The sequence below is a fragment of the Nitrospirota bacterium genome, assembly GCA_020846775.1.
GTDB lineage: Bacteria > Nitrospirota > 9FT-COMBO-42-15 > HDB-SIOI813 > HDB-SIOI813 > RBG-16-43-11.
The window spans coordinates 1-14,882 of sequence record JADLDG010000096.1; the positions used below are offsets into that span (position 1 = coordinate 1).

15 protein-coding genes, 2 tRNA genes and 1 pseudogene are annotated in these 14,882 nt (G+C 43.9%); 16 read left to right on the forward strand and 2 right to left on the reverse strand.

Translation table 11 applies throughout. The features are described from left to right. Positions 1-50 precede the first annotated feature (50 nt). Positions 51-860, forward strand: a complete 810-nt coding sequence (arsM, locus tag IT392_11330; protein ID MCC6545068.1) for an arsenite methyltransferase — start codon at positions 51-53, stop codon at positions 858-860. Positions 861-939: 79 nt separating this feature from the next. Here the strand turns inward: arsM and IT392_11335 are convergent. Together IT392_11335 and IT392_11340 are read right to left on the reverse strand one after the other, a co-directional pair. Further along, a pseudogene (locus IT392_11335) lies at positions 940-1,029 on the reverse strand (SEC-C domain-containing protein). A gap of 629 nt (positions 1,030-1,658) precedes the next feature. Further along, the gene (locus tag IT392_11340; GenBank protein MCC6545069.1) at positions 1,659-2,621 is read right to left on the reverse strand and encodes a TIGR01212 family radical SAM protein; all 963 of its coding nucleotides are present in this window, start codon (positions 2,619-2,621) and stop codon (positions 1,659-1,661) included. Positions 2,622-2,734: 113 nt separating this feature from the next. Here IT392_11340 and IT392_11345 point away from each other — a divergent pair. The 15 genes from IT392_11345 to IT392_11415 all read left to right on the forward strand — a co-directional run bounded on the left by IT392_11345 (position 2,735) and on the right by IT392_11415 (position 14,852). Next, positions 2,735-2,810: transfer RNA gene (locus IT392_11345), tRNA-Val, on the forward strand. Positions 2,811-3,140: 330 nt separating this feature from the next. Continuing rightward, positions 3,141-3,218, forward strand: a tRNA-Asp gene (locus tag IT392_11350). Between the two features lie 38 nt (positions 3,219-3,256). Further along, on the forward strand, positions 3,257-3,988 hold the full coding sequence (locus tag IT392_11355) for a MotA/TolQ/ExbB proton channel family protein (protein MCC6545070.1): 732 nt from the start codon (positions 3,257-3,259) through the stop codon (positions 3,986-3,988). A gap of 11 nt (positions 3,989-3,999) precedes the next feature. Beyond that, positions 4,000-4,404, forward strand: coding sequence for a biopolymer transporter ExbD (locus IT392_11360; GenBank protein ID MCC6545071.1), 405 nt, complete (start codon positions 4,000-4,002; stop codon positions 4,402-4,404). A gap of 16 nt (positions 4,405-4,420) precedes the next feature. Beyond that, on the forward strand, positions 4,421-5,230 hold the full coding sequence (locus IT392_11365; protein MCC6545072.1) for a TonB family protein: 810 nt from the start codon (positions 4,421-4,423) through the stop codon (positions 5,228-5,230). Continuing rightward, entirely contained in the window at positions 5,227-6,516 is a 1,290-nt protein-coding gene (tolB, locus tag IT392_11370) for a Tol-Pal system beta propeller repeat protein TolB (protein MCC6545073.1), read from the forward strand. The genes IT392_11365 and tolB overlap by 4 nt, the downstream gene beginning before the upstream one ends. A 20-nt stretch (positions 6,517-6,536) precedes the next feature. After that, the gene (gene ybgF, locus IT392_11375) at positions 6,537-7,451 is read left to right on the forward strand and encodes a tol-pal system protein YbgF (GenBank protein MCC6545074.1); all 915 of its coding nucleotides are present in this window, start codon (positions 6,537-6,539) and stop codon (positions 7,449-7,451) included. A gap of 78 nt (positions 7,452-7,529) precedes the next feature. Continuing rightward, the gene (gene mutL / locus IT392_11380; GenBank protein ID MCC6545075.1) at positions 7,530-9,344 is read left to right on the forward strand and encodes a DNA mismatch repair endonuclease MutL; all 1,815 of its coding nucleotides are present in this window, start codon (positions 7,530-7,532) and stop codon (positions 9,342-9,344) included. Positions 9,345-9,346: 2 nt separating this feature from the next. Then, positions 9,347-10,372, forward strand: a complete 1,026-nt coding sequence (gene miaA, locus IT392_11385; GenBank protein MCC6545076.1) for a tRNA (adenosine(37)-N6)-dimethylallyltransferase MiaA — start codon at positions 9,347-9,349, stop codon at positions 10,370-10,372. 16 nt (positions 10,373-10,388) lie between these two features. After that, positions 10,389-10,661: an RNA chaperone Hfq gene (hfq, locus tag IT392_11390; GenBank protein MCC6545077.1), complete on the forward strand. Its 273-nt coding sequence runs from the start codon at positions 10,389-10,391 to the stop codon at positions 10,659-10,661. Continuing rightward, positions 10,648-11,511 carry an S-methyl-5'-thioadenosine phosphorylase gene (gene mtnP, locus IT392_11395; GenBank protein ID MCC6545078.1) on the forward strand — a complete coding sequence of 288 codons (864 nt, stop codon included), beginning with the start codon at positions 10,648-10,650 and terminating at the stop codon, positions 11,509-11,511. Before hfq ends, mtnP begins: the two co-directional genes overlap by 14 nt. 17 nt (positions 11,512-11,528) lie before the next feature. Beyond that, a complete protein-coding gene (locus tag IT392_11400) occupies positions 11,529-12,455 on the forward strand; it encodes a sugar kinase (GenBank protein ID MCC6545079.1) in 927 nt (308 codons plus the stop codon). Continuing rightward, entirely contained in the window at positions 12,452-13,219 is a 768-nt protein-coding gene (locus tag IT392_11405; protein MCC6545080.1) for a tetratricopeptide repeat protein, read from the forward strand. The genes IT392_11400 and IT392_11405 overlap by 4 nt, the downstream gene beginning before the upstream one ends. Position 13,220: 1 nt before the next feature. After that, positions 13,221-14,003 (forward strand): helix-turn-helix domain-containing protein, encoded by a 783-nt coding sequence (locus tag IT392_11410; GenBank protein ID MCC6545081.1) that lies wholly within the window; start codon positions 13,221-13,223, stop codon positions 14,001-14,003. 21 nt (positions 14,004-14,024) lie between these two features. After that, entirely contained in the window at positions 14,025-14,852 is an 828-nt protein-coding gene (locus IT392_11415; GenBank protein ID MCC6545082.1) for a purine-nucleoside phosphorylase, read from the forward strand. Positions 14,853-14,882: the final 30 nt, after the last annotated feature.

Sequence of the window (14,882 nt, forward strand, 5' to 3'; positions counted from 1 at the left end):
GCAGGTTCAGGCACTGAAATGGTATGCAATCCATGGCCGGAGAGGAAAGTATGAAAGACAAAGACGAAATAAAAGAAATCGTAAAAGATAAATATGGACAGATTGCAAGACAGTCTTCATCATCCTGCGGACCAGCTTCCTGCTGCGCTACTGCAGATAACAAAATAGTTGGTTATTCGGTCATGCAGGATGATTACACAAAGTTAGATGGATACGTCGCTGATGCTGATCTTGGTTTGGGCTGCGGACTTCCGACCGAATATGCCGGAATCAGGAAAGGGGATGTCGTGGTTGATCTTGGCAGCGGCGCTGGTAACGATGCATTTGTTGCGCGCGCTATTATTGGAGAGCATGGGCGCGTCATCGGGATTGATATGACGCAGGAAATGATTGACAAGGCAAACAGGAATAATCAGAGACTCGGATACACAAATGTAGAGTTTCTGTTTGGAGAAATTGAGAATCTCCCGCTCGATAACGAGACTGCCGACGTTGTCGTCAGCAACTGTGTTTTGAACCTTGTTCCTGACAAGCAAAAGGCATTTGCGGAGATTCATCGAATTCTAAAAACCGGTGGGCATTTCTGCATCTCTGATATCGTAATCAATGGTGAATTGCCGGCGAACTTAAAAAGATCGGCAGAGATGTACTCCGGATGTGTTGCCGGCGCCATTCAAGATCATGAATATCTGGATATCATTTCTGGCGTCGGATTTAAACATGTTGAAATAAAGAAGACAAAAGCCATTGATCTGCCGGATGATGTATTAAGGGAATATTTGACTGAAACAGCAATCGTCCAATTTCGCCAGAGTAGAGTGAGTATTTATAGCATTACTGTTACAGCGGACAAGAACTGACAATACCGTGCAATGAAGGGAATTACGGGTTACTCAACTTTAGCTGGTTGAATAGTTTGATAGAGTACGCGATACTTATTTACATCCCGTGGCACTTCTTGAACTTTTTTCCGCTTCCGCAATGACATGCGTCATTACGTCCAGGTATTTTTGTTGCTGCCTGCGGTAACATATAAGGCGCATAATTCATACAGTATAGCCTGACAAGCTCTGTTACAGCCTCTGCTGCCTCTTCAGTGTTATCAAAACTTTCCTTATAATGTTTCTCACTTGCCAATAATTCTGTCTCAATGGCCTTGTCAACTGCAACGGGGTCGTAAGAAGATGCTGCTGCGGCGTTTATTATCCGGCAGTATCCTTTTTCATTCGGTTTTGCGTCAGGAGATCCCATGAAACCGCAGTGCTCAGGTCTTATTTCGAACCCACCTGTCATTGCAGGATGTATCATGCATTTCTTATCATCAGACAGGAAGTGACAATTGAATGAAAACATTGCCCTTAGATTTATTAAAATAGTACGGTTTGCTACCTGTATGTTTTGAGCAGTAACATTGTATCTCTCAGGTTCAGTGAAGAGGGGTCGGGGTTTCTCCTCATTAGTCACATACTTCTTAGTTATCCTGTCTGCCCTCTCATTAATGCTATTTACTATTTCTGTCATAAGTTCCTGAAAACGAAACTGGCCGCCCTCTTTTTTAATAGAGTAAGTGATAATGCCCCACCATGGGGAACAGCATTTTCCACCGCATTTATCTATGCATATCTGAGAGAAATAAGATGTGTCTGCAGCTATTGCGCTCATATAACCCCTTCCTTAACTGTTGTTGCCAGCGATGCTGTATCTTTATCTGAGGTACACTTTTTGCCCTGATACGAATTTCGGTTTTCAAATTCATTTTCTATAGCACTCAGGATGGACTTTTTTGAGACCCCCCATTTCGGGGCGATGAGGTAATCACCTGTCAGTTCTCCTGTAAGACGTTGTATTGCAACACCAGGCGGGATCCTTTCAAGGAAATCACAGACGAGGTGAATATACTTTTCAAGAGAAATAAGACTAATCCCCCCCTTGGCATACATCTTCTCGAGCAGTGTGTTTTCTGCAACATAGAGGTGATGAACCTTGAGTCCGTCTATATTAAGTCCGGCAAGTGTATCAGCCGTTTGCATCGTCATGTCATGCGTCTCACCCGGCAGCCCTAATATGATATGAACACAGACCCGCAGACCTTTAAGCTTAACTCTCGTTATTGCATCAACAAATTGATCAAAGCTGTGTCCTCTGTTCATCCATGTTAAAGTGTCCTCATACATGCTCTGAAGGCCGATCTCTACCCAGAGATGGGTCTTTTTAGAGTAAGATGCAAGCAGGTCAACTACTTCATCAGGAAGGCAATCAGGCCTTGTGCCAATTGACAAACCAACCACATCTTCAAACGACAGGGCCTCCCTGTAGAGGTCATCCAGCAGGTTTACGGGGCCATATGTATTGGTATATGCCTGAAAGTAGGCAATAAATTTATCTGCCCTGAAATGACTTTTGTAAAACTCCATGCCGGCTGCCAGTTGCTCACTAACGGAACGTTTTGACCCCTTCGAGTTAGGGCTGAAACTCCTGTTTTCGCAATATACGCATCCGCCATATGCTACAGACCCATCCCTGTTGGGACACGTAAACCCGGCATCAAGTCCGATCTTATAGACCTTGCAGGCAAATATCTGTTTCAGGTAATTCCCGTATGAAAAATAGTATTTACTCATGTTGTAAAAAATATACAGTCACTTTCCCTATTTAACTTATTTTAACATTATATGATACACACTCCTTATTGACAATATTTTTTAAAGTTGTTAGGATGGTTTCCAATGTTGATGGGCGGATAGCTCAATTGGTAGAGCGCAGCCCTTACAAGGCTGAGGTCACAGGTTCGATCCCTGTTCCGCCTACCATATAAGAAGTTGAAATGGACGATGAAGAAAACCTCAAAAGACATTTTGCAGAACATAAGTATATATTGAAGAGGTTACGCTCAAAAATGCTCAGTTGCAAGGAAGGACACATAATTTTTGCTGAGGCGTACTTTCTGTACGTTGAAGCAAAAATTATGTGTCCTGACGCCGCAGATGGGCGTTTCAAAAGTTGATAGCAAACTGAGGACGTAAGAAATTTCTTTAGACAAGGCAGACGACGAAGAAAACCGGAGGCGTACTAATAGTACGTTGAGGATTTTCTGAGGAGTCTAACGCCGTATAAAGATATTTATTACGTCCGTAGCATGCGGGGTCGTAGTTCAGTTCGGTTAGAACGCCTGCCTGTCACGCAGGAGGTCGCGAGTTCAAGTCTCGTCGGCCCCGCCATAATTGTATTTACACATTTAAGTCATGTTACCTTCTGAATGCAGATAGAATCAGAAATCCTAAAACTCATATTTTCAGCCGGTATTGTCGCCAAGATAGTTCTATTGATATTGTTGACATTCTCTGTTGTTTCCTGGGCAGTAATGTTTTTCAAGTTTTTCCAGTTTCGCAGGATCGAAAAGGATTCCAGGGAATTTCTTTCTACATTTTCAAAGACCGAAAATATTCATCAGCTCTATGCAATATCAAAAAACAAAGATAATCCACTTGCATCTTTAGTAAAGGAAGGCTATGAGAGGTTCTATGAAATTAAAAAGGGGCAAAGCGGATTGCTGAAAGACCGTCCGGCCTTTCTAAATGCAATAGACAGAAGATTAAAGAGCACGGCTGAAGATGAAACAAGTTTTTATGAAGGATATCTTTCGTTTCTTGCAACTACCGGAAACGTTACACCATTTATCGGACTCTTCGGTACTGTATGGGGAATCATTCATGCCTTTCAGCAGATAGGTCTTCAGGGCTCGGCAAATATAGCGGCGGTAGCTCCTGGTATAGCTGAGGCGCTTATAGCGACAGGCGCTGGACTTGCTACTGCGATACCTGCTGTAATTGGTTACAATTATATGTTAAGCAGGGTGAGGAGAATGGCGTCACAGATGGAGGTGTTTTCAGGAGAAATTATGGCCTACGCAGAGGCGGATGTCTGGGCCGGAAGAGACCAAACTGAAGATGCTGATGATGAACAGGTAAACCTTGGCGTCCGGAAGTAATTGGTGCTTGAATGCAGGATAGAAAAGACAGGCTATTATCTGATATTAACATGGTGCCTTTTGTTGATATAGTACTGGTACTGTTGATTATTTTCATGATATCCGCTCCTCTTATGTACAGGGGCATAGATGTAGACCTCCCCAAGTCTTCGGTGAATACGATAAAGCAGGAGCAGCGCATTATGCTTATTGTTGACAGATTCGGAAATATCTATGTGGATGACAGAAAAGTTCCGATGGGAGGGATAGAGTCGGCAATAAGGCAAAAGAGCTATGATGGAGCAGAGGTGACGGTTTATTTAAAGGCAGACAGATCTGTGCCTTACGGAACCATCGTAAGTGTGATGGATAAGGTTAAAGGTATGGGCATAGACAAGCTGGGTATGGTTACTGAATCTCTAAAGGAGGTGGAGTAGGACCATTAGTTTACTTATGTTCAGGCAAGTTGAGACAAACATAAAATGGATGCTGACTCTGTCCCTCCTGTTTCATCTAACGCTCCTGTCAATTATTTTTTCATCCGGTATCTTTAAAAGGTCCACTCTCTTCACATCAAGACAATCTCCTTTTACTTCTATACAGGTAAACATTGTAAATCTTCCCAGGGATAGCCGTCCGGCTATGTCAGCTCCCTCATCAGGCAATTCAAAAGTAGAAAAGACGGTCCCTGATGTTAAGAAAAAAGAGCCGGTCATTGAAAAGAAAACAAGCAATCAATTGACAAAGATTGAAAGACTAAGAGAGAATAGGGGCATGCCGTCACCTGATTCCGTTTTGACTGCACCTGTAAAAAAAGATACATCAGAAATAAAGACCGGCGATACAGCTGCCAGAGGAAGTCAGTCAGCAGGAAGCAGGTCTGACGATGGTGCAGATACAATCGGCGGATCTCATCAGGAATCAAGGCTTATTGGTGGGGATTCCAATGTCAGCGGTCCTGTAGTAGACATGCCGTCTTTTAAATATGACTATTATCTCGGACTGATAAAGAGTAAGGTTGATAACAGGTGGAGTCAGCCTGTCGTACACAATAAGACAAGAAAGGCGTTAATTGAATTCACCATAAGCAGACAAGGAGACGTCAGTAATGTCAGGGTGGCTGACTCATCAGGAGACAGCTATTTTGATCAAACTGCTTTGAGGGCAGTGACCCTGTCAACCCCTTTTCCGCCTTTGCCGCGGGGTTATAAGGGTGATTCCCTCAAGGTGCATTACAGGTTTATCTTCGGGGAGAAAATTTGAAAAAAATAATATCGCATCTGTCTATTTGTTTTGTCCTGGTGTCCGGACTTCTTCTTCAACCGGTTTTTGCTGAAGAGGTCTATCTTGAGACAAAGAAGGGCGAGATTGAAAAGATTCCTGTAACTGTAGTAATTGACGGTGATGATCAGGAATTGAAATCTGCAGTCAGAGAGATTCTTTTAAATGACCTTGAACGATCCTTATACTTTAATTTGATTAAGATTGACGGCATCAAACTGAATAGTGTTCCGGCTAAAGTTGATGAAGGTACTCGTCAGCAATTGATATCAGCGAGCGTTGAAGCCCTGATATTTGCTCATGTCTTTAGAGATGGTGACAAGATACGGCTGGAGGGAAAGTTGTATGAGACAGGAAGCGGAGAACTTATCTATTCAAAAAAATATATAGGAAATAATAATATCCTTCGCAGAATAATACACCGGTTTTCGGACGAGATAGTGTTCAGGATGTCAGGTGAAAAGGGAATTGCCCAGACTCGTATTGTCTATTCATCAGATAATACCGGGAGGAAGGAGCTTTATATCATGGACTATGACGGTTATTCATCAAAGATGATTACGGGCAACAGGTCCCTGAACATTTCAGCCGACTGGTCACCTGATGGAGCGCATATTGCCTATACATCATACAGGGATGGAAATCCTGAGATTTATATGGTAGATTTGAACACGAGCAGACGGTCGAGGCTTACCGATTATTCCGGACTGGATATTTCGCCATCATGGTCTCCAGATGGTAATACAATAGCCTTTTCGACAAGCAGGGATGGAAATTCTGAGATATATACAATGGACAGGGAAGGCAAGAACCTGAAAAGGATAACTTACTCAACCGGAGAGGATGTATCTCCGTCCTGGTCTCCTACCGGTGAGGAGATTGCATTTACTTCTGACAGGGGGAGGAGTCCTCAGATATATGTAATGAAGGCTGATGGCACCAATGTACGCAGGTTTACTTTTAAGGGAGATTATAACAGTGACCCTGCATGGTCGCCCAGGGGTGACAGGATAGCCTTTGCGTGCAGACGCGGAGGAGATTTTCGTATTTGTACAATTAATACGGATGGGAGTGGTTTGAGGGAGATAACCGATGGTCCAGGCAGCGATGAGTCACCTTCCTGGTCCCCTGATGGCAGATGGGTTGTTTTTTCATCTTCAAGGGGCAGGAAGTCTGATATATATGTTGTGAACGCAGATGGCGGCAGGATGATTAAGCTTACAAACGGTGCTGGAAATAACCTGGGGCCGGACTGGTCACCAAATTAAATGAAGAAGGGAACTCTCGAATGAAGAAATTGTTACTTACAGTTGTCATATTAATTTTCTCAGTTTCGGGATGTGCTATGCAGTCGGAGTTTGTAGATCTGGAGAATGAAGTAAACCGCATGAAGGTAATCTTACTGCAGATACAGCGGGATACAACACCACAGCCGCAGAGGGAAGACAAGATTTCACAGGACATTAAAGAACGGTTTTCCAGGATTGAGTCCCAGAACTCAGGCTCCATTGATATGCTCCAGAAGAACCAGGCCGATTATGAGGGGAGATTGACTCAGATTACCACTGATGTTCAGATCATTCAAGGGGGGCTGGAGGAAAATACCCACAGGTTGACAGAGTTAACAGAAAGCTCAGATGATCATGATGCAGCAATTCAGGAGCTGACGAGAAGGCTTGATAACTTAGAGGGTTCAAAAGGGGTGGGGGATAAGCAGCAGGGCTCGAATATTATACCGTCATCACCTGTGACTCAGGAGACAGGACAGCAGCCTGTGCAATCAAATGCCGGAAAGACGTCAGGAAGTACATCAGGAAATAGTTCAACTTCAAATCCTTCAGAACTATACAATCAGGCATATAAAGACTATATGGCTGGCCATTATGACCCGGCTATAGAGGGTTTCTATAGTTATCTGCGTCAGATACCTACCGGGAATCTGGCGCCTAATGCACTTTACTGGATAGGGGAATGTTACTACAGTAAGGGTGATTATACCAAGTCAGTTACTGTTTTTGAAAGCGTTACTATTGATTACCCCAAAAGTGATAAGGTGGTAGGCTCACTGCTGAAGATGGGATACGGTTATGAGAAATTGGGGAACAATAATATGGCGAAGATATACTTTAAAAAGGTGGCAGAACAATTCCCTTATTCTCAGGAGGCGTCTCTTGCCAAGGTGAGATTAACCGAGATAAAGTAGTCGTTGACGCCTCAGTTGAGCACTTTTGAACGTCAACGTGAAAGCAAAATGATTCTGAGTGGGGCTTAAACACTATTCATGCCTGATATAATCAAACACCTTCCTGAGGGTTTAATCAATAAGATTGCCGCCGGCGAGGTGGTTGAGCGGCCTGCCTCAGTATTAAAAGAACTTGTAGAAAACTCTATAGATGCAGACAGTACAAAAATCAGCATAAGGGTTGACAAAGGCGGAACTACGCTCATTTCTGTTTCAGATAACGGGATCGGTATGAGCGGCAGTGATGCAAATATTGCCTTTGATAGACATGCCACGAGCAAGCTTTTTTCATCGGAAGATCTTTTCAATATCCACACACTCGGTTTCAGGGGAGAGGCCCTTTCAAGCATTGCGGCGGTATCCAGGATCAGTCTTAAGACGCGTGAGAGAAATGCAGTTACCGGGACATTACTGGAAATTGAAGGGGGAGGCATCCTGAAAAATACTGAGTGCGGATGTCCTCCGGGTACAGAGATAGAGGTAAGAGATATATTCTATAATGTGCCGGCGAGAAAGAGCTTTCTTAAAACAGTTTCGACAGAACATGGACACATATTGTCAACAGTTCTGCATCAGGCTCTTTCGCACATCGGTATACACTTTATCCTGACAGGAGGAGAAGACAGGGGTAAGGTTATTTTTGATCTTCCTCCTGTAGAAGACATCGGTGACAGGGTTCTGCAGATTTATGGCAGCGGCATGTCGGAAGGGTTGATGCCGGTTGCATTTGATATAAGTGAAGGGAGGATATATGGACTGGCTTCCAGTCCGGCTGTTACCTTCAGGAGCAGGGAGAACCAGTTATTCTTTGTCAATAAAAGGGCTGTAAAAAATCCCTCGTTATCTCATGCTGTTCAGGAGGCATACCGAGACTTGATCCCCAGGGAATGTTTTCCCATGATAGTCCTGTTCATAGACATCGCACCTGAATTAGTGGATGTCAATGTGCATCCTGCGAAGAGGGAGGTCAGGTTCAGGGACAGCCGGTATGTTCATGATATGGTAGTTGAAGCGATACGGGGTGCATTGCAGACAAAGGATATGGTGCATGAAAATCAATTATGTCACCCGGACCGTTATTCTGGATTTGTTTCAGGATCTAAAACGATGCATAGTCAGGAGTTTCTGAAACAAGTTCAGGAAGACAGGAAGAATTATCGGAATGCTGCACCATTGAGTGAAAATATAATCGTCTCAGAAGGCTTCAACCCCTTTTCGGGAAAAAATAATAGTCAGACACGGGATATGTATTCTGAGCCGCTCGTAAGGATATTGGGACAGACTGGTGCACTATTTATTGTAGCTGAGATTAATGGTGAATTAAGCATTATAGATCAGCATGCCGCGCATGAGCGCGTCATTTATGATGGATTGAGGCGCGGTTACGATGCCGGATGCAGTGTGTCGCAGGCACTTCTTATTCCTGAGACTGTTGAATTAAGTCTCGATAAGGCGCAAACGTTAAGTGAATATAGGGATGTTTTAAATGCCATTGGTTTTGATATAGGAGAGATCGGTGACAGGTCTTTTATTTTGAGGTCAGTCCCGGAAGTGTTTACAGGTGATAATTACACATCGCTCCTGATTAATATGACTGATGAGATAAAGGAAGGGGATTTCTCACATGGTAAGGGTATAAAACTTTCTTTGATTAACGAGGTGGTCAAGTCACTGTTAAGCAGAAAGGCCTGTCATTCTGCAGTAAGGGCAAGGGGTCTGCTGACTACAGGGGAGATGATGTCTCTTGTAAATGATTTGCTGAAAACTGATATGCCGTATACCTGTCCTCACGGAAGGCCCATTGTCAGAAAATTCACGTACGATGAGCTTGCGGGGATGTTCGGCAGAAAGTGAGGATGAAAATCCCCCTTAATCTCCCTTTTTCAAAGGGGGAAATCAGGTTCCCCCCTTTAGAAAAGGGGGGTGAGGGGGGATTTGAATCTGGAATTTCTGGAGAACGCAAACCGCTCCTTGTTATTGCCGGTCCGACGGCGTCAGGTAAAAGCGCATTGGCGATTTACCTGGCTGGGGTCTTTAACGGTGAGGTAATAAGCGCTGACTCGATGCAGGTCTATGAAGGAATGGATATTGGTACTGCCAAACCTTCTAAGGAGGAGCTGGCAATAGTTCCTCATCACATGTTCAGCATTATCAGTCCTGGTGAGCCTTTCAGTGCAGGTGAATATGTCAGGCTCGTAAGGCCACTTATTGATAAACTGCACAGACATGGGAAACTGCCAATAGCAGCTGGTGGTACAGGACTCTATATAAGGGCTGTTGTAGACGGGCTCTGTGAAGCCCCGAAGGCCGACAGTGAGATTCGCAGAAGGTTGCTGAACGAGGAAAAAGACCATGGGAAGGGTTATCTCTATAAAAGGTTGTGTGACGTTGATCCAGTCTCAGCAGGAAAGATCGAACCTAATGATACTGTAAGGATCATCCGCGCTCTTGAGGTTAATGAACTTGCCGGTATCCCGATATCAGAAATTCATACTAAGCATGGCTTTTGGGAAAGACCATACGACTACTTAATAATCGGTCTCACCATGGATCGTAAAGAACTATATAAGAGGATTGAACGACGTGTAGACAGAATGATAGAGATGGGGCTTGAGGCAGAGGTTAGATCTCTTATGGATAAAGATTATGAATCTTTTCTATTGATGAATGGTCTTGGATATAAACAGATTGCAGGATATATCAAAGGCTGGTATAGTCTGGATGAAGCTGTAAACCTGTTAAAAAGGGACACGAGGCGATACGCAAAGAGACAGCTTACCTGGTTCCGGCGGGATAATAGAATAAAGTGGTACGAGGTAAAAGATGACTGCTCCCATTATTTGGAAATTGAATTTGATATTCGAAGAGCGATGTTAACCTGAGAAAAGGAGAATGACAATGAGTAAATCCTCAATCAACCTGCAGGACCATTTCTTAAATTATCTTAGAAAGGAAAAGACGCCTGTGACGGTTCACTTGCTGAATGGCTCCAGGATAACAGGAACTATCAGGGCTTTTGATAATTTCAGTATCCTGGTAAAGGGTGACAGCCAGCACCTTATATATAAGCATTCCGTTGCTGTAATTGTGCCTAAGAAGGAGATACGTGAGTTTGACGTCAGGGAGAATGAGGAAAAGAAGTCAGAGGAGGTAGTAAATGCAGCAAGCTGAGATTGGTGTAGTAGGCGGAAGCGGGCTTTATCAGATGGATGGGCTTGAAGGGATTGAAGAGGTTACGGTAAATACGCCGTTTGGAGATCCTTCGGATAATTTTATTGTTGGAAAACTTATGGGAAGAAAGGTTGCATTCCTATCAAGGCACAGAAGGGGGCATGCTGTACAGCCGTCAGACATTAACTTCAGGGCCAACATCTACGGGATGAAGAAACTTGGTGTAAGCAGGATTATCTCTGTCAGTGCAGTCGGCAGCATGAAGGAGGATATACACCCGGAGGATATAGTCATCCCGGATCAGTTCTATGACAATACAAAAAGGCGTATCAGTACATTTTTCGGTGATGGGATTGTTGCCCATGTTTCCCTTGCTGATCCTGTCTGCAGCGATTTGGCCGGGATCCTTTATAATTCGGCAGTTAAGATCGGTGCAAAGGTTCACAATGGCGGCGTCTACATCTGCATAGAAGGCCCGCAATTTTCTTCCCGAGGTGAGTCATACATTTATAAGAACTGGGGAGTGGATATTATAGGGATGACTAATGTAACAGAGGCAAAACTCGCGAGGGAAGCAGAGTTATGTTATTCCACAATAGCGCTGGTTACCGACTATGATTGCTGGCATATGGAGGAGGAGGCTGTTACAACAGATGCAATAATTGCTATTCTGAACAAAAACGTGGATATATCAAAAAAAATTATTAAAGAGGCTGTCGGCAGGGTTTCAACAGATTCAGGATGCGGATGCCGTAATGCACTTAAAGATGCTATCATAACATCACGTGAAGGTATTCCGTCTGAGACCAGGGAAAAACTTGGATTGATTATCGGGAAATATATTAAGTAGAGAATAAGGGGGAAAGTATGAGTTTACTTGTTGTTGGTTCAGTAGCATTTGACAGTGTTAAGACGCCATTTGGGGAAAGAGAGGAGATACTGGGCGGGTCTGCAACCTATTTTTCCACGGCAGCAAGCTATTTTACTTCTGTAAACCTCGTTGCAGTAGTAGGCGATGATTTTCCGGACCAGCACATTTCATTCCTCAAAAGTCGTGGCGTAAATACAGAGGGACTGGAAAGGCAGTCAGGAAAGACCTTCAGGTGGAAAGGGGAGTACGGTTATCAGCTTAATGAGGCCAATACCCTTGAGACTCATCTGAATGTCTTTGAGTCATTCAGACCGACGCTTCCGGAGTCGTATCGTGATTCTGAAGTAGTGTTTCTGGCAAATATAGACCCTGAACTGCAGAGTGATGTCCTGCGTCAGGTAAATTCTCCGGAAATAATTGCCTGTGATACGATGAATTTCTGGATATCAGGCAAGAGAGAGGCGCTATTAAATACACTGAAGAATGTTGACATATTGATAATCAATGACAGTGAGGCAAGACAGCTTGCTGCAGAGGCTAACCTTGTTAAGGCTGCGAGCGTAATAATGTCGTTTGGTCCTAAGCACGTTATCGTTAAAAGGGGAGAGCATGGGGCCCTGATGTTCAACTCGAAGAATGTCTTTGCCGCCCCAGCCTATCCCTTGGAGAACGTCTTCGATCCTACCGGAGCCGGAGACAGCTTTGCAGGGGGATTCCTTGGTTTTCTCGCCAGTACGCGCAACTTCAACGAGGAAAACATGAGGCAGGCCGTCATATTCGGGAGTGTTATGGCATCGTTTGTAGTTGAGGACTTCAGCCTGAACAGGATCAGGGGGCTTAACTTTGAAGAGATACTGAACAGATACAGGGAATTTAAACGGCTTACCCATTTTGAAGATGCCGGGGAGATATTTAACAGATGAAGCGTTTAAATCAGACGTTAGTTTGTGCTGCCGTTTTAATATTCCTTTTATCCGGCTGTGGGCTTACAAATAGCAGGATTAAGAGCGATAGAGACGCTGATGCGCATCACATGCTTGGCATTGCATATTTGAATGAAAATAATCTGCAGATGGCTTTTATGGAATTCAGCCAGGCAGTAGAGTCCAATCCTGATGAGAAAACTTATCACTATGCACTTGGACATGTTTATTTCAAAATGAATAAACTCAACGATGCTGTAAAGGAATACAGTAAGGCACTGTCAATTGATCCAATGTATAGTGACGCTCATAATGCCCTCGGTGTTGTATATGGCAAGATGGCGCGATGGGACGATGCAATAAAAGAATATCAGGAGGCGCTGAATAATCCCCAGTACCCCTCACCTGAGCAGGCAAGATCCAACCTTGGGACAGCTTACTTCAATAAGGGAGATTATCAGTCAGCCATTATAGAATTCAAAGAGGCGATAAAACTCCAGCCGGAAGCAGCTGTTTTTCATCTATGGCTTGGCCACACATACATGAATCTGGATATGACAAGGGATGCCATAGAAGCATATGGCGAGGCTATAAAGCGGGATCAGAAGAGTGTGGAGGCTTATCTAAATCTTGGTCTGGCACATTTTAAAGAAGACAACAAGGAAGCGGCTCTTGCAGCATTCAAGCAGGTAGTTGCAATATCACCTAACAGTTCTTCTGCCTCAGAGGCCATGAAGTATATTCAGATGCTTACCGGGCAATAATATGGAGAAAATAGGCGAATACCTTAAACGAGTAAGAGAGACTTGCGGATATAGTCTCGAGGATGTAGCAGGAATTACAAAGATAAATCTTCGTTATCTTGAGGCTATTGAGCGGGATGACTTTGCCAGGATCCCCGGAGAAACCTTTTGTCTGGGGTTTATTCGCTCTTACGCAAAATGTATAGGAATCAACGAAGAGGAGATCAGCTCGAGGATCAGGGAGAATTCAAAGACTGAACCACCTCAGCCTGCTCATACCCAGGACAAGGACGACAAGAAAATAAGAAGAGCAGTTAATAAGCAAGGAAAGGCCAGAATCATATTGCCGGCAGTATTTGGAGTATTGCTTGTTGCACTATTATTTATTTTATATAGCGGCGGGAGGGATAATGAGACAATACGGAATTCCAAGGAAATAAAGGAGCTCACGGATGTAAACGCATTAAATGATATGAATAAAGTAAATGATGAAAATGTTGTCCCAGCAGTCAGCAATGAAGCTCCGCCTAATGTTGAAGAGGAAAAAGTTGAGCCTGTTGTTCTGAAGATATATGCGCGTGAGTTGACATGGATAAGCGCCAGGATTGATGACAAAGATACAAAAGAGGTGCTTCTGAAACCTGGTGAAGGTGTAATGTGGAATGGTGAAGATAAGATTATCATTACTGCCGGCAATGCCGGAGGCATTGATTTAGATGTAAATGGTAAGACACTTGATCCCCTTGGCAAGAGAGGGGAGGTAATAAGAGATACTGTTATAACAAGTGCAGGTATAAAAAAGTGAGCAGACTTGCAGCAAAAATTCATGAATGATGCAGTAGATTACATCAAGTCCCTGATGCCTCAATTCACTGGTTCTATCGGAATTATTACAGGTTCAGGGTGGGACCTGAGGAATATACTGGATAATGTAAACGAGACCGAATACAAAGATATCCCTGGTTTTCCGATACCTGCCGTAGGTGGTCACAGAGGCAGACTTCTTCATGGTTATCATGATGACGAAGAGGTTTTACTCCTTCAGGGTCGGGTGCATTATTATGAGGGGTATAGCATGGAGGAGATTACCCTTTCTGTCAGGGTGCTTGCAGGTCTCGGCATAAGGCAAATAATTGTAACAAATGCTGCCGGGGGTATCAGACCTGATTTTGGTCCTGGGGATTTTATGGTAGTGACTGATCACATAAATTTAATGGGTGTGAATCCTCTTAGGGCAACACCAGACACCCTCTGTTTCAATGAGGCCGACAACATAAAAGAGCGATTCGTTGACATGACCGAAGCCTATGACCAGCAGCTATGCAGTATAGCCCTGACAGTTGCGAAGAAGCATAACATACCTCTCCACGCCGGCATCCTTGCAGCCGTCTCCGGTCCGTCATACGAGACCCCGGCAGAGATACGCATGCTCAGGTCACTTGGCGCTGATGCAGTTTGCATGTCGAGTGTGCCTGAGGTTATAATGTCAAAATATCTTGGAATGAAGGTGCTTGCCATATCAATGATCACTAATCATGCCGCTGGTGTCAGCAAGTCTGTTTTGAGGCATGAAGATGTTGTAACCATGGCTGAGTCCCGCAGTAAAGATGCCAGTCAAATACTTTCTTCTGTTATAACAAATTTGCCGAGGTAGCTCAATGGTAGAGCAACGCATTCGTAATGC